General features: G+C 51.5%; 17 protein-coding genes. 4 read left to right on the forward strand and 13 right to left on the reverse strand.

Annotated elements, in window-relative coordinates; all coding sequences use genetic code 11:
- Positions 1 to 55: 55 nt before the first annotated feature.
- From clpB to ACQ4M4_RS06930, 4 genes are all read right to left on the reverse strand, one after another.
- Positions 56 to 2677 (reverse strand): ATP-dependent chaperone ClpB, encoded by a 2622-nt coding sequence (gene clpB, locus ACQ4M4_RS06915; protein ID WP_430683745.1) that lies wholly within the window; start codon positions 2675 to 2677, stop codon positions 56 to 58.
- 34 nt (positions 2678 to 2711) lie between these two features.
- Complete coding sequence (locus tag ACQ4M4_RS06920; RefSeq protein ID WP_430683746.1) at positions 2712 to 2849, reverse strand: hypothetical protein; 138 nt, start codon at positions 2847 to 2849, stop codon at positions 2712 to 2714.
- A 133-nt stretch (positions 2850 to 2982) separates the two neighbouring features.
- Positions 2983 to 3900 carry a succinate--CoA ligase subunit alpha gene (locus ACQ4M4_RS06925; RefSeq protein WP_430683747.1) on the reverse strand — a complete coding sequence of 306 codons (918 nt, stop codon included), beginning with the start codon at positions 3898 to 3900 and terminating at the stop codon, positions 2983 to 2985.
- 4 nt (positions 3901 to 3904) lie between these two features.
- On the reverse strand, positions 3905 to 5056 hold the full coding sequence (locus tag ACQ4M4_RS06930) for an ATP-grasp domain-containing protein (RefSeq protein WP_430683748.1): 1152 nt from the start codon (positions 5054 to 5056) through the stop codon (positions 3905 to 3907).
- A 570-nt stretch (positions 5057 to 5626) separates the two neighbouring features.
- On the opposite strand from ACQ4M4_RS06930, the gene ACQ4M4_RS06935 reads away from it, so the two are divergent.
- Positions 5627 to 6568 (forward strand): hypothetical protein, encoded by a 942-nt coding sequence (locus tag ACQ4M4_RS06935; protein ID WP_430683749.1) that lies wholly within the window; start codon positions 5627 to 5629, stop codon positions 6566 to 6568.
- 136 nt (positions 6569 to 6704) lie between these two features.
- Here the strand turns inward: ACQ4M4_RS06935 and ACQ4M4_RS06940 are convergent, their stop codons facing one another.
- Positions 6705 to 7757, reverse strand: coding sequence for a DUF1611 domain-containing protein (locus ACQ4M4_RS06940; RefSeq protein ID WP_430683750.1), 1053 nt, complete (start codon positions 7755 to 7757; stop codon positions 6705 to 6707).
- Between the two features lie 402 nt (positions 7758 to 8159).
- Between ACQ4M4_RS06940 and ACQ4M4_RS06945 the strand changes: the two genes are divergently transcribed.
- Entirely contained in the window at positions 8160 to 8645 is a 486-nt protein-coding gene (locus ACQ4M4_RS06945; RefSeq protein WP_430683751.1) for a GNAT family N-acetyltransferase, read from the forward strand.
- Positions 8646 to 8781: 136 nt separating this feature from the next.
- Here ACQ4M4_RS06945 and ACQ4M4_RS06950 read toward each other — a convergent pair whose 3' ends face one another.
- A complete protein-coding gene (locus tag ACQ4M4_RS06950) occupies positions 8782 to 9366 on the reverse strand; it encodes an Npun_F5749 family FMN-dependent PPOX-type flavoprotein (RefSeq protein ID WP_430683752.1) in 585 nt (194 codons plus the stop codon).
- Between the two features lie 259 nt (positions 9367 to 9625).
- Positions 9626 to 10132, reverse strand: a complete 507-nt coding sequence (locus tag ACQ4M4_RS06955; RefSeq protein ID WP_430683753.1) for a hypothetical protein — start codon at positions 10130 to 10132, stop codon at positions 9626 to 9628.
- Positions 10133 to 10239: 107 nt separating this feature from the next.
- Between ACQ4M4_RS06955 and ACQ4M4_RS06960 the strand changes: the two genes are divergently transcribed.
- A complete protein-coding gene (locus ACQ4M4_RS06960; protein WP_430683754.1) occupies positions 10240 to 10416 on the forward strand; it encodes a hypothetical protein in 177 nt (58 codons plus the stop codon).
- Positions 10417 to 10457: 41 nt separating this feature from the next.
- Positions 10458 to 12407, forward strand: a complete 1950-nt coding sequence (locus ACQ4M4_RS06965; protein ID WP_430683755.1) for a calcium-binding protein — start codon at positions 10458 to 10460, stop codon at positions 12405 to 12407.
- Between the two features lie 132 nt (positions 12408 to 12539).
- Here the strand turns inward: ACQ4M4_RS06965 and ACQ4M4_RS06970 are convergent, their stop codons facing one another.
- The 6 genes from ACQ4M4_RS06970 to ACQ4M4_RS06995 all read right to left on the reverse strand — a co-directional run bounded on the left by ACQ4M4_RS06970 (position 12540) and on the right by ACQ4M4_RS06995 (position 16818).
- A complete protein-coding gene (locus tag ACQ4M4_RS06970; RefSeq protein WP_430683756.1) occupies positions 12540 to 13394 on the reverse strand; it encodes a hypothetical protein in 855 nt (284 codons plus the stop codon).
- A 136-nt stretch (positions 13395 to 13530) separates the two neighbouring features.
- The gene (locus ACQ4M4_RS06975) at positions 13531 to 14271 is read right to left on the reverse strand and encodes a hypothetical protein (protein WP_430683757.1); all 741 of its coding nucleotides are present in this window, start codon (positions 14269 to 14271) and stop codon (positions 13531 to 13533) included.
- Between the two features lie 202 nt (positions 14272 to 14473).
- Positions 14474 to 15004: a hypothetical protein gene (locus tag ACQ4M4_RS06980; protein ID WP_430683758.1), complete on the reverse strand. Its 531-nt coding sequence runs from the start codon at positions 15002 to 15004 to the stop codon at positions 14474 to 14476.
- Positions 15005 to 15232: 228 nt separating this feature from the next.
- Complete coding sequence (locus tag ACQ4M4_RS06985) at positions 15233 to 15484, reverse strand: hypothetical protein (protein WP_430683759.1); 252 nt, start codon at positions 15482 to 15484, stop codon at positions 15233 to 15235.
- A gap of 174 nt (positions 15485 to 15658) precedes the next feature.
- Entirely contained in the window at positions 15659 to 16108 is a 450-nt protein-coding gene (locus ACQ4M4_RS06990) for an SMI1/KNR4 family protein (RefSeq protein ID WP_430683761.1), read from the reverse strand.
- Between the two features lie 323 nt (positions 16109 to 16431).
- Positions 16432 to 16818, reverse strand: coding sequence for a hypothetical protein (locus tag ACQ4M4_RS06995; RefSeq protein ID WP_430683760.1), 387 nt, complete (start codon positions 16816 to 16818; stop codon positions 16432 to 16434).
- Positions 16819 to 17492: the final 674 nt, after the last annotated feature.

Genomic DNA, 17492 nt, shown 5'->3' on the forward strand with positions numbered 1-17492 from the left:
AACTCCCCTCCAATGCTGAAGGGGAGTTAACGTTACCCATCAAAGGTTCACGTGATTACATGGTGACTAGCTCGGAGGGGAGCCGTTTGAAGGCGAGGCGTTCGTTTTCCACATCGACGTAGATGGTGTCGCCTGCGGTGAAGTCGCCGCGCAGAATGGCCTTGGCGATCGCCGTTTCCAGTTCGCGTTGGATAGCGCGCTTCAGCGGACGAGCACCATAGACGGGGTCGTAGCCCACCTCGGCCAGAAAGTCGAGGGCCGAGTCGGAGAGCTTGAGTGCCATCTTTCGATCGCGCAACCGCTCGCCCACGCGCACCACTTGCAAGCGCACAATCTCGCGTAGCTCGCTCTTTTGCAACCCATGGAAGATGATGAACTCATCCACACGGTTGAGAAACTCAGGCCGGAAGTGCGATCGCATCGCATCCATCACCCGACCGCGCATTTCCTCGTACTTGGAGTCATCACCCGCCACATCCAAAATGTATTGCGACCCGATGTTACTGGTCATGATGATGATGGTGTTCTTGAAGTCCACCGTGCGACCTTGGGAATCGGTCACGCGGCCATCATCCAAAATTTGCAGGAACACGTTGAACACATCGGGATGAGCCTTCTCGATTTCATCAAACAGCACCACCGAGTAGGGCCGACGCCGAATCGCTTCAGTGAGCTGACCTCCCTCTTCGTAGCCCACATATCCTGGAGGTGCCCCCACCAGGCGCGAGACGGCGTGCTTCTCCATGTATTCCGACATGTCGATGCGCACCATGGCCTCTTCGGTATCGAACAGGTAAGCGGCGAGGGCTTTGGCCAACTCCGTTTTACCCACACCCGTGGGGCCGAGGAAAATGAAGCTGGCGATGGGACGGTTGGGGTCAGACATGCCCGCGCGCGATCGCAGAATGGAATCCGCAACAGCGGTCACGGCTTCGTTTTGGCCAATCACCCGCTCATGCAGCACATCTTCCAGGCTGAGGAGCTTCTGCATTTCCGACTCCACCAGCTTGCTCACGGGAATGCCCGTCCACTTGGAGATGATTTCGGCGATGTCGGCCTCGGTGACTTCTTCCCGCAGCAGCGATTTGCCACTGGTTTGGGTTTGGTTGAGGCGAGTTTCGGCTTCATCCAGCTTGCGTTGCAGTTCGGTGAGCTTGCCGTACTTCAGCTCGGCGGCTCGGTTCAGGTCGTAACTGCGTTCGGCCTGTTCAATTTCCAGCGTCACCTTGTCCATCTCTTCCTTCAGGGCTTTGCGCTCATCCAGAATGTCTTTTTCGGCTTGCCACTGGGCATTGAGCGAACTTTGCGTTTCCTTCAGGTCGGCCAGTTCTCTGTCCAGCTTCTCCAGGCGATCGCGCGATCCGGTATCGGTCTCTTTCTGCAATGACAGCCGCTCCATTTCCAACTGGAGGATCTTGCGATCGACTTCGTCCAATTCATCGGGCTTGGAGGTAACCTCCATTTTCAGCTTGGCAGCGGCTTCATCCACTAGGTCAATCGCCTTGTCAGGCAGGAAGCGATCGCTAATGTACCGATTGGACAGCACCGCTGCCGCCACCAGCGAAGTATCAGCAATCTTCACGTTGTGGTGAGTTTCGTAGCGATCCTTCAGGCCACGCAGGATGGAGATCGTGTCTTCCACCGTCGGTTGATCCACATAGACCTGCTGGAATCGTCGCTCCAGAGCCGCATCCTTTTCGATGTACTTGCGGTACTCATCCAGTGTGGTAGCACCAATACAGCGCAACTCGCCCCGAGCCAGCATCGGCTTCAGCAGGTTGCCCGCATCCATGGAACCCTGAGTGGCACCCGCGCCTACGACTGTATGGATTTCGTCGATGAACAGAATGATGTTGCCTTCGGAGTCGGTGACTTCCTTTAGCACCGCTTTCAGTCGCTCCTCAAATTCACCGCGATATTTGGCCCCGGCGATCAGTGCGCCCATATCCAGCGCGATTAGCTTGCGATCCTTAAGCGATTCGGGCACGTCGCCTTTGACAATGCGCTGAGCCAGACCTTCGGCGATCGCCGTTTTACCCACACCGGGTTCCCCAATTAGTACGGGGTTGTTCTTGGTGCGTCGAGACAAAATTTGGATGGTGCGGCGAATTTCATCATCTCGGCCAATCACCGGGTCTAGCTTGCCCTGACGCGCCATTTCAGTGAGGTCACGCCCGTATTTTTCTAATGCTTCGTATTTGCCTTCAGGATTTTGATCCGTCACTTTTTGGTTGCCTCGTACCTGAGTAATCACACGTCGTAGTTTGGCGTCGTCCAATCGAAATTCTTTGAGCAGCCCTTTGCCAAAGCGATCGTCGTTGGCGTAGGCCAGCAACAAATGTTCGACTGAGATGAATTCATCGCCCATCTCTTTGCGCAAGGCATCGGCACGATCAAGCAAGGTGTCGAGCGATCGCCCCAAATACACATTGCTACCACTGCCCGAAACCTTGGGCTGGCGCGCAATGAACTGTTCGGTGTAGTCTCTAGCCCGCTGTACATTGACTTCGGCTTTGTTGAAAATGCTGACGACCAACCCGTCTTCTTGCTCCAACAACGCCCGCATCAAATGCTCAGATTCAATTTGCTGCTGTTGCGATTGCTTGGCAATATCGGGAGTACGGGCGATCGCTTCCCAGGCTTTTTCGGTAAATTGATTCGGGTTATTCGGTTGCATAGTCTTACGTCTTAGATAGTAGGGAATTTAGAAGTTACAGACCCATCAAACTGTCGAGATTTAGAACGGCAACCGATACCAGCATCCACTGAGCGCACCCAACAGTCGCGCATGTCACCAGTTCTAACGTGCGATCGCGCATAAATTTCACGTGGTGGCAGGCTCTACCCATGGCATTAGTCTAAACCCGCACTTCGCTTTCACACTACTCTGATGCTTTACATTGTAAAAACTTCCGCCAGGGGAGAGATTCGGTCTTCCCACCTTAAGCCATAGGTATTTCCACACATGGGCTTCGACTGGGGTTATTCGTCATCGTTGGTGCGGTTTTTTGCGGATTTCAGCGCCCTTTTCACCAATTTGGGCAGGTCAGATGGGCGATCGCCTACGGGAATCTCTGCCGCTTTGAATGAGGCCAGCTTGCTTTCCATCGTGCCAATATCATCCCCCCAATCTCCCAACTGGGAGGCAATGATGGCTCCAGCGTGGCCCATCACCTGCCCCTTGGGAGCCGAGCGTCCGGCCAGGTAGGCAATCACAGGTTTATCAATCGCCTCGGCGATGTAGCGGGCGGCCACTTCTTCGCTGTCGCCGCCAATTTCACCCACCAGCACAATGGCCTCAGTGCGATCGTCTTCATCCAAAATTTGCAGCCATTGCTGAAAGGTCGATCCCATAATGCGATCGCTACCAATGCCCACCACAATGGATTGTCCAATACCTGCCTTGGTGAGCTGTAACGCGACTTCGTAGGTGAGCGTGCTGCTGCGGCTAATCACCCCCACCGAACCAGGTGCGTAAAACTCGGCAGGATGCGTTCCCAACAGCACTTGCCCTGGCACAATCACCCCCGGACAGTTCGGGCCAACCACCAACGTATCCGTGGCCTCTGCCTTGCGCAGCAGCCGCACCATATCTAACGGCGGTACTCCCTCTGTCACTAAAATGAGCTGACGAATGCCAGCCGCGATCGCCTCCAATGACGCATCCAACACATCATAAGGCTCTACAAAAATGACGCTGGCATCCACCTCGCCCACGGCAGCCAACGCCTGCTCCACCATGTCAAACACAGGAATGCTCGCCACATCTTGCCCGCCATCACCCGATGCCACCCCTGCCAGCACCGAGGTGCCATAACTTAGCATCAGCGGCGTATACACTGAGCCCAATGCATTGGTTATCCCCTGAACGAGCACTCTCGTATCCGATGAAAAGAACATTCCGCTACCCTGCCTTTTGCTGTGTGAGCGCAACTACACGGGCGATCGCCTGATCCAAATCTTCGTATACAGGCACATTCAGTTCAGCTAAATGCGCCTTGGCCTGGTCAAACTGCCGCCCCAACAGCCGCACAACATACGCCGATCGCTGTCGGCTGCTGAGGGATTGTAGCCCCTGGGCGATCGCCTCAGCAATGACCGTACAGCCCGTCACGCTGCCCAGTACGTTAATCAGCACCGCTCGAATGGTGCGATCGCGCGACATCAACTCCATGCCCGCCTGCACCCGCTGAGCCAGTGTTTCTGGCGGTGCCCCATGGGTTCCCTCGCCGCCCACATTCAAAAAGTTGGCTGCACGGCCCTTGGCGCTCAGCACCAAATCCATGGTGGCCATGGCCAAACCCGCTCCATTGCACAGAATGCCAATATCCCCATCCAGCTCCACCAGGCTCATACCCGCAGGCAACTCTTCCCGAATGCGCTGATGGGCAGGTGGCGGCTGCGTTCCCAACGCCAAAATTTCAGGATGGCGATCGAGGGCATTGTCATTCACGGTGACTTTGCCATCCAGGGCCATCACCTCTCCATCTGGGCTAACCGCCAAGGGATTGATCTCCAACACATCCAAATCAAACTGTTCAAACAGTGCGTACATCTTTTCCAGCACGCTGCTAACCGATTGGATCAGCCGACCCTCCAACCCCATCAAAATCGCCAATCGCCGCGCATAAAACGGTGAAAAGTCCTGATCCACCAACACCTGCTGCACCTGATTTAGCGCGGTTTCCACCTCGATGCCGCCGGCCTGCGATCCCAGCAAGACCGGACGCCCAACAGAGCGATCGAGGGCGATCGCCAGATACAATTCCTGCCGAGGTTTATAGCGCGCTTCGGCTAGCAGCACATTGGGAGGCTGCCCTAGAATCGGCAAATGAAACATTGCTTGGGCCGCAGCCACCGCATCGATCGTGTTCTCAACAAAGCGAATGCCACCCGCCTTGGCCCGCCCGCCCGCATATACCTGCGACTTCAACACCACCGGATAGGGAATCTTCAATCCCTTAATATCCTGCAAGCTATCAATCCGCTGAGACGGCAATACCGGAATCCCAACGTGTTTGAAGAGTTCTTTGGCTTGGTATTCGAGCAAATCCATAGGGAGAGCGTAGGAGTTAAGAGTTAGCAGCGAGGAGACGAGAGGACATCACGGGAGGACATCACCAGTAAGCTGGGCATTGCCCACCATACCACTCACGCTGTGACAAGTCGGGCGAGGTGGAGGCTGTTAGCGGTAGCGTAACGCACCATGAGTGCTTGAGAGCGTTGGAGGTTATTGGCAACCCCAATTGAGGTTTGCGCTAGCCAATTGAGGTTTTCGCTAGATTGATGATTTTAGATGACGGCGAGTGAGTTGGTAGTGATCTTGGTAACTTGTTGCAAATGCCGCATCTATTGAGTTGATGAATCGGGGTGTGATTAACCAGCATTTCTTCGAGAGGTTGAACAGTTGGGATAACGTTGACAGCTCCATTACTACAGCTCCACTACCAGCGATCGCACCGTTGTCGATTGGCAAAGAAGCAGTAAAAGCTTTGAAGCGATCGCTCCTATTCGCATCCGTTCCCTGGGAAAAGACGATCACACCACACAAAAATTAACGCAATAGAGGAACCCTCCATCAAAATTCCGGGTCACGACACTCGAAACCTTTTCGAGGAATCGTTCCATGCTGAGGTCTAAACACTGGCGGTCTCGGATAGCCCTAATGATGACGCTGGGAGTGACGACAACGACCTTGTTACCTGTTGTCTTGGGAATACCAGCGATGGCACAAGAGTCGATGCGAATTGCACAAAATTACGAACGGTATCGTGGAAGCTTACCGCGAGGTACTCAAATTTCAGTGTATGCGGAGAATGAACGGGTCATTGTTACTCCGGATGAAACCGCAGATCTGAAACTCACTACGGCAGAACCTTTGCGCAACAACCGGGGCGAAATTGTAGTTCCGGCAGGTAGCACCCTTGAGGGAGAGCTTCGTCCAGCGGATGGGGGAACGCAGTTTGTCGCCCAGGATCTCATTTTGCGGGGAAGCAGCGATCGCATTCCCATTGAGGCCGTTTCAAATCCTGTCACTCGTCGTCAATTGGTGACTCGGCGCAGCGATCCGGATCTGTTGCGAGGAGCGGCGATTGGCTCTGCGGCGGCTGCCGTTCTGTCCGAATTTTTTGGTCGAATTGACTTTATTGAAGTGTTGGCGGGTGCAGGTTTGGGTGTGCTGGGCGAGGTACTCCTCCGGCGTGATCGCGAAGTCGAAGTCGTGGTCGTTTTTCCTGAAACGGATCTCGACATCCGGTTAGTGTCTGATCTATATGTGGACAGTGACGTTCGTGATTATCAATACGACGAGCGTTCTTCGAATGATGATTACTATCGTCCTGCTCGCAATCACTATCCCGATGAAGAGAATTACGACTATCGTTCTCTTGAGTATGATGAGCGGCGTTCTGTTGAAGAGTACGACGCGTCTGAATCTAGGGATGATGACTATCGTTTTTTTGAGGAGGATTCCTATCGCGCAGGCGACTCAGGAGAAAGTTCGGAAGCGATTGGCCAACGTTTGCGTGAGCAATGGATGGAACGTTATCGCAACAATACGCAGCGTTAAACGAATGGGATGGTGAACGCCATCACTCACGTTCTCCAATCGCGAATGGTGAATTGCCAACAAAACCGAGGGCGATCGCATAATCTACGCACCAAATTAGATTGATGCGAGGCCTAATTTCAGGCATTCAGTCGGTCTACGATTTTGTATGCCCCAAAATCGCATCTATCACCGGATCTGCCCCGTATCGAATCACATCGGTACAGGGCAATCTTGTCTCGTAACGGGTTTGGGCGATCGCACGTTGGGCGTCTTCTTCCGCCAGGTGAGCTGTATTGAGGGCGATCGCCACCACCTTGGTTGGGGCAAAAGAGCCACCCGCTGCCGCCACCGTTTCATAAACACGAATGACCTCCGTTAGGGGCGGAATGGGCACATCGGGAAAGTTGTGAATGTGGGTTTGGCGAGCGCGATGAACCAAAACTAAATGGGTGGGTTGGCTCCCGCGAATGAGAGGCAGCGTGGCCGTCGAGGCTGGATTCATGAACGAACCTTGGCCTTCAACATGTACGATATCGTGGCTAGGGCCATGCTTCATCACAGCTTGCTCGACCGCACCCGAAGCAAAATCAACCCGAATTGCATCCAAGGGAATGCCATCATGTCCCAGCATGAGTCCGGTTTGTCCGGTGGCAACAAAGTGCGATCGCAATCCCCGCTGTTGACAGGCCCGATGCAGCTCCAAACTGGTTGACATTTTGCCAACGCTCATATCAGTTCCCACGGTGAGCACCCGCAGACAAGGCAGCGATCGCGCCTTGCCGCTGCCCGAGGTTAAGCCCGTGGGTTCTTGCCGCACATCCCAAATCCATTGCTGGGGCTGAAGCTGCGATCGCAAGGCAGGATCATTGGCCATGGGGGTATGTAGCCCATTCACCACATTTAAGCCAGCGGCAACCGCTTGCTGAATTTCTTGCTGCCATGCTTCTGGCAGGCCACCCCCCAACGGCGCAATCCCAATCGTTAGGGTGGTGGGGTGGTAGGCGATCGCCTCCGCAACAGAGGCCACAATTGGCACATCGCGGGGAATGCCCGTGAGCGTGGGTAAGTCGCCACCGGCACAAGCTTGATCGATCACAGCAACAATCGGCAAGTCACTGTAGCGCAATAACGAGAGTCCGGTTTTTCCACGAGTGGTCGTGGTGCCGCCGTGCAGCAAAATGGCAATGCGATCGCTAGCTTTGAGCATGAAAATAGCAGAGAACGATGGGGGTTAATCACGATGGACGGTGGCAAGGTTGGGGCAGCTTAGCCGCTTAACAACTCCGATGACTGAACAGCATGGAGTCGTCCTATTTGGAAAAAGGAGTTGGAGGATGGGAGCAGCTTGGTCAAGCATTCCTCAAAGATTGCCGGGTCATCCTAGCACTAGACCGATCAGGCGGATGGGTGCCAAACAACCCATTTTGGGAGCCTGGGTTTCACAACCTGTGCCTGAGCTTCATTAACCATACCGTGAGTTTCAATTTGCCAAACAGCACAATTGACGGGTCAAAACGAGAGAGTACTAGAGACTACAAAACTGTCAGCTTAAAATGAGAACCCAGCCCTACAGCGCATCACTTGGGGGCTCCTCACCGGAACTGCATGTATGCATACTCACTCGTTTCATATTCGCCCGTTTCATCCTGAAGATACAGAGCATGTTGGCCACATCTATGTGGAGGCAATTTACGCCTTGGCTGAACACTACACACCCGACCAATGTGCAGCCTGGGCTGCCAGCGCTGATGATCGGGCTGCATTTGGCGATCGCCTATTGCGCGGGCTCACTGTTGTGCTAGAGACGGATGGAAAAATTGCCGCTTTTGGCCAGCTCCACCCCTCCAACCACATTGACCTCATGTTTTGTGCCACAGAGTTTGCCCGACGGGGATTTGCCTCGCGAGTGTTGGAATATTTGGAAGCCGAGGCGCGATCGCACGACCACACTATGATCCACACCGAAGCCAGCTTAGCCGCTCGTCCATTTTTTGAGCGGCACGGCTTCCAGGTGGTGGAATCGGAAGTGGTATCTCGCAAAGGAGTCGATCTACGGCGCTTTATTATGATGAAGCCGCTCACCCAGCCTAGTTAATGAGTCACCTAGTTCTCGCCTGCACACGGCATAGAGAACCAAGCAGCCGAACGTCAATTCCCTGAGCGATCGCCTTCTCAGTCAGGCTTGGCAATGCCAGATTCCCAGGCAAAAAAGATTCGATACATCCTTATCGCTAAGGATTGACTTCGGTAGTTGTCCACTGATCGGCTTCGCGGCAAAAGTGAACGCGCTGCTGTGGCTCACCGCGTAGTTCTAAATGATCCACCTCGACCGGATCGAGCAGGAGTAGGCAAAACGTGCCTAGCGGCTCCAATGGATTGGGCGGCGGTGGAGCAAAATCGGCATCGTCGGTGCGGGGGGCTCTGGGATGGGGCCAAGCAAACTGTACCCGAGCATTGTCGGAAAGGTCATGCCATTGCGATCGCCGCGCTGTTTGTAGAGTCTCGTTCGGTTCTGTCGCGGTAACGACCTGCAACGAGCCCAATAGGCGAAACTGTTCGCGCGTTTTGGGAAAGTACCAGCACAGCTCACCCCACGGCTGCTGAACCAGTTGGTCAACTTTTTGGCTGCGGCGATCGCAAATAAACTTAAGCTGGTTGCCATCCTGCCAAAAGCCGCGAAACACCACCGTGCGGTTAGCCGGACGACCATTGGCCCGCACTGTTGCCAGCTGAGCATAGCGGGCATACACCAACGACCGATTGCGATGCAAGGCACGAGCAAGGGGCGATCGCCAAGGAGCTAAAAGAGCAGGCATACATGCAAAAAAGGATCACGACTCAAAAGCATGATCCTCTATTTCTGGCTTGGGCAAAAGGGGCAATCGGGTTGAGTAGCCCTCTTGCATGAATCGTTGTATGGCAGAACCATACAACGATTCATGCTTCCTAAACGTCATCCATGCATGGGTTGAACTAGTTCAAATACCAAGCTGAGAATCTCGTTCTCTTCTCAAGCCGAGACGAACGCCGATTAACTGGTTCCTAGTGGCTAACCAATTCGTTACTGGCTAATCATTACTGGCCAATGTTTAAGGTATAGCCGAAGCGATCGCCCGCCACACTGCTGCCCACCCATACTTCATACGACCCCGCAGACCAATCATTGCCCGTCAGCTGATCATCCAAATTGGTTCGTGAAATGTCGCTACCACAGCGCACTCCATCTGGCCCGCGTACCACCAGAGCCGAATCGTTGCCGTTGCTGTTGACTTGCAGCGTTAGCCGCGAAAAGTCTTGCTCCAACGTGATGATGTGATCCGGCGTAGAACTACCAAATCCACTGCAAATCACATTCGCGCGATCGCGGTTAGCCACAATACTCGGTAGCGAGACTTGGCCCCCCGTGCGGCCCCGTAGCGTACCCTGAGCCGCCGAAAACCCAGCTGACAAAGATACGGAATCAAAATTGGCCTGTGCTACCACCAACTGCGCCACACTACTGAGCGGAGTTGCCACAATTGACCCCAAACCCACCGCAACTCCAAACCCTAGCCCCAAGCCCCAAATCCACTGTTGTTTCATAGGTTTACTCAACTTCACATCGCTCCTCGCATACCCTAAAAAGACGATCAACCCAAAGACAAGGTTCCTAATGCGGAACTTTCGCCATCACCCCCCAGTCAGGAAATTTGACGATATCGACGCAACATTTCAATCCATCGCTTACCGTAATTCTACGGGGCGATCGCGGAGGTGGCGATCGCATGTATCCATCGCACCCATCTATCGCGCCTACCCAACTCTCCCCTTCTCACTTTCAATACTCTTCGTATCCAAAACTGCAACGTCCACCCATTGGGCCATAAGTCAAATTTTCGACCTCATCATTCATCAACTCGGTTAACCCATGGCAATTATTAACGGTTCTATCTTTTCCGATAACCTAGATGGCACCTCTAGCGGCGACATTATCTCCGGCTTCAGTGGCAACGACACAATCGATGGCCGCGGGGGAAGCGACCTAATCTATGGAGACGGTGACAACGACGACCTATACGGTGGCTCGGGCAACGACACCTTGCTCGGCGGCTCCGGTAGCGATTTGCTCAAAGGTGAAAGCGGCAATGACCGGATGGAAGGGGGCACTGGCAACGACCTGCTAGAAGGGGGCACTGGCAACGACCTGCTAAGAGGCCAAAGTGGCAACGATATCCTCTATGGCCAAGATGGCGATGACATCTTGGAAGGGGGCGACGGCAGAGATACGCTGTGGGGCGGTGACGATGAAGACTTCCTCGACGGAGGAAGTGACGATGACAACCTGTATGGAGAAGATGACAACGACGAAATCCTTGGCGGGAGTGGCGACGATAAGCTCTCTGGTGGCCGAGGTAACGACGTACTGAGCGGTGGCGACGGCCAAGATCTGCTAGAGGGTGATGATGGCGATGATTTGCTCTTTGGTGGCAATGATAACGATCTCATCTATGGCGGCGCTGGCAACGATCAACTCAACGGACAAGCCGGGAACGATGCTTTGTTTGGTGGAGAGGGTAACGATTTCCTCGCTGGCGAGATTGGGGACGACTCCTTACGGGGTGAAAATGGCGAGGATGAGCTACTGGGTGGCGATGGCAACGATTTGCTCTTTGGCGATGCTGGCAACGATACGCTCAGCGGCGGCAATGACCAAGATCGCCTAGAAGGTGGCGATGGTATTGACAGTCTATTTGGTGGGGCTGGCAATGACACCCTACTGGGCGGCAATGACCAAGATCGCTTAGAAGGTGGCGACAACGAAGACTTGCTGCTGGGTGGGGCTGGCAACGATACGCTGATCGGCGGCAACGGCAATGACACGCTCTACGGCGAACTGGGCAACGACCTAATGTATGGCGGGGTCGGTATCGACACACTGCTGAGCGGCAGTGGCGATGACACACTCTATGGCGAAGATGGCAACGATCGCATGAACGGTGAAGATGGCAATGACCAGCTGTTCGGCGGTAGCGGCAATGATTTCCTAATTGGCCTGAATGGGCTGGATAGGCTGGATGGCGGTACGGGCAACGATACGCTGTATGGGGGACTTGGCAACGACACCCTATTTGGGGGAGATGGCAGCGATATCTTGTTTGGCGAGGCAGATCAGGACGTGCTGTATGGTGGTGCTGGTAACGATGCCCTCTACGGTTTGGTTGGCAACGATGTTGTGCTGGGAGAAGCGGACCAAGACCAACTCTATGGAGATGTGGGCAACGACACGCTATACGGCGGCCTGGGCAACGATACGTTGTACGGCGAAGCGGACCAAGACCTCCTTTACGGTGGAGCGGGTAGCGATACGCTATTCGGTGGCCTGGGCAACGATACGCTACTGGGTGAGAATGGGCGCGATCGCCTAGAAGGCGGTGCTGGTATTGATCAACTCATTGGCGGACGAGGCAGCGACACGCTACTTGGTGGCGATGGCAACGATTTTTTGGTAGGGATTCAGCCTTCTAATGGCCCTGCCCTGCCTGGCTTGGGCGAAATTGACCTAATGTTTGGTGGTGCAGGAGTAGATACCTTTGTGGTGGGAAATGCAACTCGCGCCTTTTATGACAGTGGCAACAGTGCAACCCCTGGCATCAACGACTATGCTCAAATTGCCGATTTCCAAATCAACCTCGACAAGATTCGGCTCCATGGCTCGGCTCAGCAATACGTAACAGGAGGAGTTACCGCATTGGGCTTTGGCGCGGCGGCTGTTGGCATTTTCTTGCGGAAGCCAGTGGGCCAGCCCAATGAACTTGTGGCGGTGGTACAAGGCGTGGGCAGCCTCAATCTCAATCAGTCGTATTTCCAGTACGCCTAGGTTCACAATTAGGGTAAGAGCCAATAGGCTAAACCTGGTTTCCTATCTGTAATATCTGTTTGGTTGACCGAGGTGAAGCTACCCATGCTTCACCTCGTTTTTTGGGATTTGTCAATGCGCAAGTTTGAACTGTTACCGACGCCGATACCAATGAGGACGAACGCGGTATTGTTCCTGCACCTCTTTCAAATTCAGCGCTTCCACCATCTCACCCAGCTTCGCCAAATGAGCGGAATTGTACACACTGGTTGGCTCCTCCGTTGCAACCAGCAAGAACCCTGCGGGACGCTCGATGATGCGGGACCAACCCGCATTGCGAACTCGCTCCACTCCCACGTTCTCAACCTGCGTTGGAGTCCAGAAGTTGATCCACCAAACACCTTCAGGCACTTGCACCCGATCGATTTCTTGTTGGAATAGCAGTGGAGGCAAGGTGTCTACAACACCCTCAATTGGTATGGGCTTCGGGATTTGCGAGTGTTCTTTAGGTGGTGTAATTTCCAAGCGCATTTGATAATATCTTTCGCGCCGACCATGCAACTTTTGCAATCTTCTGTCTAATGTGTAGGCATAGAATGGTTCAAACTCGACACAAATCCGTTCGAAAGTCGAAAGCAATGGGTCGAGTTGAACTTGTTTCGGCAGAGTGAACTGAACCTCTTCTGTCGGAAACGGGAGTTGATAGCAGTTGTAAAACAGATCAATGCGAGAATCGCGAGAACGGTTTGTCAGCCCCCAGGGGTTAGATTTTCCATCTTTTGCCAGTTGCTCAAGTGCAGTGAACCACGCTTCAATCGCCTGTTCAGAGAACTCAGCTAAGCGAGGGCCTGTAACTGAATGGCGAAGTGGCGGGACGGATAATCCGTCTGAGATGGCTTGAGCCACTCCGAAAAATGTTCGGGCGCGGGGTGCGCCAGTTCCAGCTTTCCGCTGAGCCGTTAATTCGTAGTAATCAACAGGTGTTTCTGAATGCGGAGTCGAGGTCATAGCAAGATGAGTGAGCGCGATCGCCCTCTATTCTTCCCCTAGATTTGCCAGATGTTTCTTAAGCAAGCTGCAAACGAGCGTTGGGTTTCGTTATCTCACTAATCGACGAGAGCGATCGCACTAATCCACAACAGAATTAATCTTGCTCAGTTTCAGAAATATCGTCTTCCATGATTTGAGAGAGATACTGTTGATATACCATTGCGCGATTTATTGCGTCTTGAGAGTTGCGTGCGATCGGAATATAAAGCTGTTCTGCAACCTGCAAAAGAGTGTTTTCAGGTGCAAAGATGACGGTGATAAATTGATCTCCTGGGAAAAGTATGTAGAATCGCTCTGAATGTCCAGCTTCTTCCAAAGCCAGGTTTAGGGCATCCAAAACAGCATCAACATCGTACCAATCTCCCATATACCTAGCTGTGAAGCGATACAGCTTGTCGTTGTAAGTAAACTGTAATTCATACCCTTCGCTTTCTTCGGCGGCATCCCAAATCTCTGTTACCTCATCTTCGGCTGGTCTAATTTCAGACAACGCTTCCACCTGAAAGACATTGGCGCTAATTTCCATTAGCTCCTCAATCAAATGCACATGATCAACTGGAATTGTTGATGCTTCCGCATCAAAGGGAGCAAGCTGAAAAGAGTCTCCTAACAGCGAAAAGATGATGGAATCTGAAGGCCCCCATTCGAGCCATTCAGCATCCAATACAGATAGTTGTTCCTCGGAAAGAGGCGGAATCATGCCTACGTTGGCCATTCTTTGGGCTGCCACTCTATGAGTGATGCCGTTGTGCGTCCAAGCAATTTCCATTGCAGTATAGGGGTTAAATTCTATCATCTGGATTTGTAGAGTAGAAACGACATCGCCACCAATCATATTGCATCCCCAATGGCACAATCTCCGCCTTGCAGGGTGCGTTTACAGAGCAAAGGCGTTTCTGAATGTGGAGTCGAGATAGTAGCAAAATGAATGAGCGCGATCGCCCTCTATTCTTTCCTCATAGCCGAGCGATCTGAGCCGATAGCCCAAAATATGTTGGAAATTGCCAAAGTCTCTGCGATCGTGCCGACTCCAGATTTCAACGAAACATCGGCTTGCATGAAGAAAATTCGCTAGGCGAATAAACACCTACTGGAAGACTAAATAGGTCGTCTTTTATGACAATAAAGCCATCTAACAACCTAGCGATCGCTTTAGATATTGCAACCAGCAAAACAGTCTCTCCCTCCGTGCGCCCTCCCCAACTTTCAACAGCATAGCTATATCCCACTTCTGCCCAGCATTTGGATATGTATGCACGAATGTCTGGAGTAAGATTTCGACCAAAGTCATCTAAATAAGCTTGTTCATCCGTGTAAGTTTCAGCGTTCTTGTCACAAGACAACATCAAGGTATTGTCACGTGTGAGTTGAAAACAGTAGTAATTAGTTGGCAAGATAACTTGTCCAACTTCAACCTCATGCCTAGAACTCAATTTCAATAGCTTTGGTTCTCTTCCAAGAAGTAGAGATACCTGCTGGTCTAGGGAAAGTGCGAGTAGCTCAAATTTTAAGGCTTCCCAAGTGAATGTTTTATTTTTGACAGGAATTACTTCAATGTCAACACTCATGATTTTGTCACTAATCCGACCATGTATGGGCTGGTGTTTTTGGCTAATATTTGGCTCAGATCATGCTTGATATGGTTAACAAGACATCAAAATCATCGGGGGAATAGGCATAATAAGCCTTGCTGCTGCGATCGCTGATAAATTTAGTCGTAAAGGCTACCAGAACTTTGAGTGAACGTTTAGGAATTTATCAAAGCAGCGATCGGACTCGTTCTAACGTGAGCCACTTTACTTCGTACCCAAGAAGATGACCATTATGGGATCTGTTTTATCAATTGCTCTGTTATCTTTACCAATTGAGATATCATCACGCGGCATCTCATCTGTTAAAGATGCATGCTGCTCCGGAGATATCAAGCCCCATTCTAGAAGAGCAGCTAGATAACCATGCCATGCCAATGCATGGTTATTATTGTAGAAATCCTTATTTCTAACGCTTACCAATCTTTCTCTTAGCTCTTGCACATCAATGGCATCCATGTACAGTCTCTCCTTAAATCTAGTGCGATCGCACTACTAGCTAAGATTCATTTACCCGTCGGTATAGATTCTGGGGTTCGCGAACGTTCTTCAGAGAAGACGAATAACGCAAAGATCAAACTATAAATAGCTGCTGATACTCTCCACCCTTTCTTAAAAATTAATATCTATTAATTAAGATGATACTTTAATAAACCAATTGATTTTTTCAAGACAGAATTCTTCGAGATTAGATGAATGATTCCATACAATTTTGGATTCTAATGGCGAATTTGGAGAAGTGCGGACTGGTAGATAGTAGTGAACAGGCGGATCTACTCCTTCAGAAGCGCGAATAAATGCAAATGCATAGCCTCCTTGCTGAAGAAAGCAAACAATTGCATCTTCTGGCAGTACTTCCGAGGAAGAATCTTCGTGTAGGGTTTCAATTGCATCCTCCCTATTAAAGGGTACATTAGTAACTTTAAATCTATATCCTCCAAAAAGTTCACCGCCACTACCGGTCCAACGCAAGAACTCTTTATAGGCATCCGGTAATCTTAACCCTAATCTATCTTCCAGTACTGCAATATCATCTTCTGAACAAGGACGAACAAAAATTGTCGATTGCTGCAGTTGACGCAGTTCTTGATACCGCTACTTTGCTTTATCTAAATACATCTATTGATTTATTATCTATTTTCGCAATAGTGCGATCGCCCTCTATTCTTCCCCTACAGATGAGCGATCGAACCATAGTTGAAACTATTTTGGGAGCTGCCGAAGTGTTTGCGATCGCAGCTTTTCTCATTGGGTGTGATGGTAGCGAAGAAAAAGGGGCGATCGCCTTCCCAGCGTCAGCTGCTCCCAAAATAATGCAAAAGCCTGGGTGTTGCAGCACACCCAGGCTTTTGAACTCATCAAGCTAATCTTAGAAATTGCTTGGCTGGTGCCAGCTTCCTAGCACATTAGTTGCTAGGAGCCTCAGCCGGGGCGGGTTCTGTACCGCTAGCTTCAGGTGCGGCAGGGGCTTCTGGCGCGGCAGGGGCTTCTGGCGCAGGCACCGTCACATTCACATCTGGCACAGCTGGGGGCTGCACGTTCACTTCGGGGGGCTGAACCTGAGGAACCTGGGGCTGGGGCACTTCAACGTTCACATCGGGGGGTTGTAAAACTGGGGCCTCGGTTTGAGTATTGCGCTGTCCCACAATAAACAACGCTGCACCCAGAGCGGCAAGGGCAGCAACAAACAACACAGCAAATAGTGCGCTGTTTGCATTTGCATTGTCACGGGAAACTTGAGCCTCACGGCGCAACTCGCGCTCGTACATTTCTCGTTCTCTTTCGCTTCTCATAAATAAGACCTGAATTCAACAAAATGATGCAAAAGTGTATGCAACCCAAACTGGATATAAATCCTAACGTTGGTTTTAGTTACTGATAGAAATCAGAACCGCAAACCTTTGCCAGATAAACGGATAAATGCCCAATTCATCTGTTCAAAATCGCTTTATAACCGAAGAATCCTTCTAGTTCCATGCTATTTTTCTTTGAACGTTTCAACAATCCAACAATAACAATTGGAAAGTTTGAACCTCTCTATCTAAAGAGGCACAATTTATTTGCCAAAAGAATGATTCCTTTTAATCAACGGAAAAACTTAGCGATCGCTTTTGTAGGTTGGATTGAGGCAGCGAAACCCAACTTCAAAACTTTAATTCAGCTTCATGATTTCTTCATCTAAAACGGCTGCAAATGTGCGACCGTCCTCTATTTTTTTCCTAGATCTACTAGATGTCCCTTAAAGACTGTTTGAAACGTTCAATAGCGACCCGAATTTTCCTCCTAAGTCCCCCAATTTTGGGGGGTTGGGGGGGCAAATGCAGCACGTTTGATACCTTTAGAGCTGATTTATAAAGAGAAGCTAAAAGCCTGTTATGTTGAGCTTGTGCAGATTTTAGGCTGGATGTAGCCGAATGGGTGCTCATCATGACTCGTCTGCCAAAGATTGCCAATCCTATCCGTAAAC

It is taken from the genome of Leptolyngbya sp. AN02str, from assembly GCF_050565595.1.
GTDB lineage: Bacteria > Cyanobacteriota > Cyanobacteriia > Elainellales > Elainellaceae > Kaiparowitsia.

Excerpts from the sequence above, each read along its gene's own strand:
- clpB (WP_430683745.1), bottom strand. The coding sequence starts at position 2,677 with ATGCAACCGAATAACCCGAATCAATTTACCGAAAAAGCCTGGGAAGCG.
- ACQ4M4_RS06920 (WP_430683746.1), bottom strand. The coding sequence starts at position 2,849 with ATGGGTAGAGCCTGCCACCACGTGAAATTTATGCGCGATCGCACGTTA.
- ACQ4M4_RS06925 (WP_430683747.1), bottom strand. The coding sequence starts at position 3,900 with ATGTTCTTTTCATCGGATACGAGAGTGCTCGTTCAGGGGATAACCAAT.
- ACQ4M4_RS06930 (WP_430683748.1), bottom strand. The coding sequence starts at position 5,056 with ATGGATTTGCTCGAATACCAAGCCAAAGAACTCTTCAAACACGTTGGG.
- ACQ4M4_RS06935 (WP_430683749.1), top strand. The coding sequence starts at position 5,627 with ATGCTGAGGTCTAAACACTGGCGGTCTCGGATAGCCCTAATGATGACG.
- ACQ4M4_RS06940 (WP_430683750.1), bottom strand. The coding sequence starts at position 7,757 with ATGCTCAAAGCTAGCGATCGCATTGCCATTTTGCTGCACGGCGGCACC.
- ACQ4M4_RS06945 (WP_430683751.1), top strand. The coding sequence starts at position 8,160 with ATGCATACTCACTCGTTTCATATTCGCCCGTTTCATCCTGAAGATACA.
- ACQ4M4_RS06950 (WP_430683752.1), bottom strand. The coding sequence starts at position 9,366 with ATGCCTGCTCTTTTAGCTCCTTGGCGATCGCCCCTTGCTCGTGCCTTG.
- ACQ4M4_RS06955 (WP_430683753.1), bottom strand. The coding sequence starts at position 10,132 with ATGAAACAACAGTGGATTTGGGGCTTGGGGCTAGGGTTTGGAGTTGCG.
- ACQ4M4_RS06965 (WP_430683755.1), top strand. The coding sequence starts at position 10,458 with ATGGCAATTATTAACGGTTCTATCTTTTCCGATAACCTAGATGGCACC.
- ACQ4M4_RS06970 (WP_430683756.1), bottom strand. The coding sequence starts at position 13,394 with ATGACCTCGACTCCGCATTCAGAAACACCTGTTGATTACTACGAATTA.
- ACQ4M4_RS06975 (WP_430683757.1), bottom strand. The coding sequence starts at position 14,271 with ATGATTGGTGGCGATGTCGTTTCTACTCTACAAATCCAGATGATAGAA.
- ACQ4M4_RS06980 (WP_430683758.1), bottom strand. The coding sequence starts at position 15,004 with ATGAGTGTTGACATTGAAGTAATTCCTGTCAAAAATAAAACATTCACT.
- ACQ4M4_RS06985 (WP_430683759.1), bottom strand. The coding sequence starts at position 15,484 with ATGGATGCCATTGATGTGCAAGAGCTAAGAGAAAGATTGGTAAGCGTT.
- ACQ4M4_RS06995 (WP_430683760.1), bottom strand. The coding sequence starts at position 16,818 with ATGAGAAGCGAAAGAGAACGAGAAATGTACGAGCGCGAGTTGCGCCGT.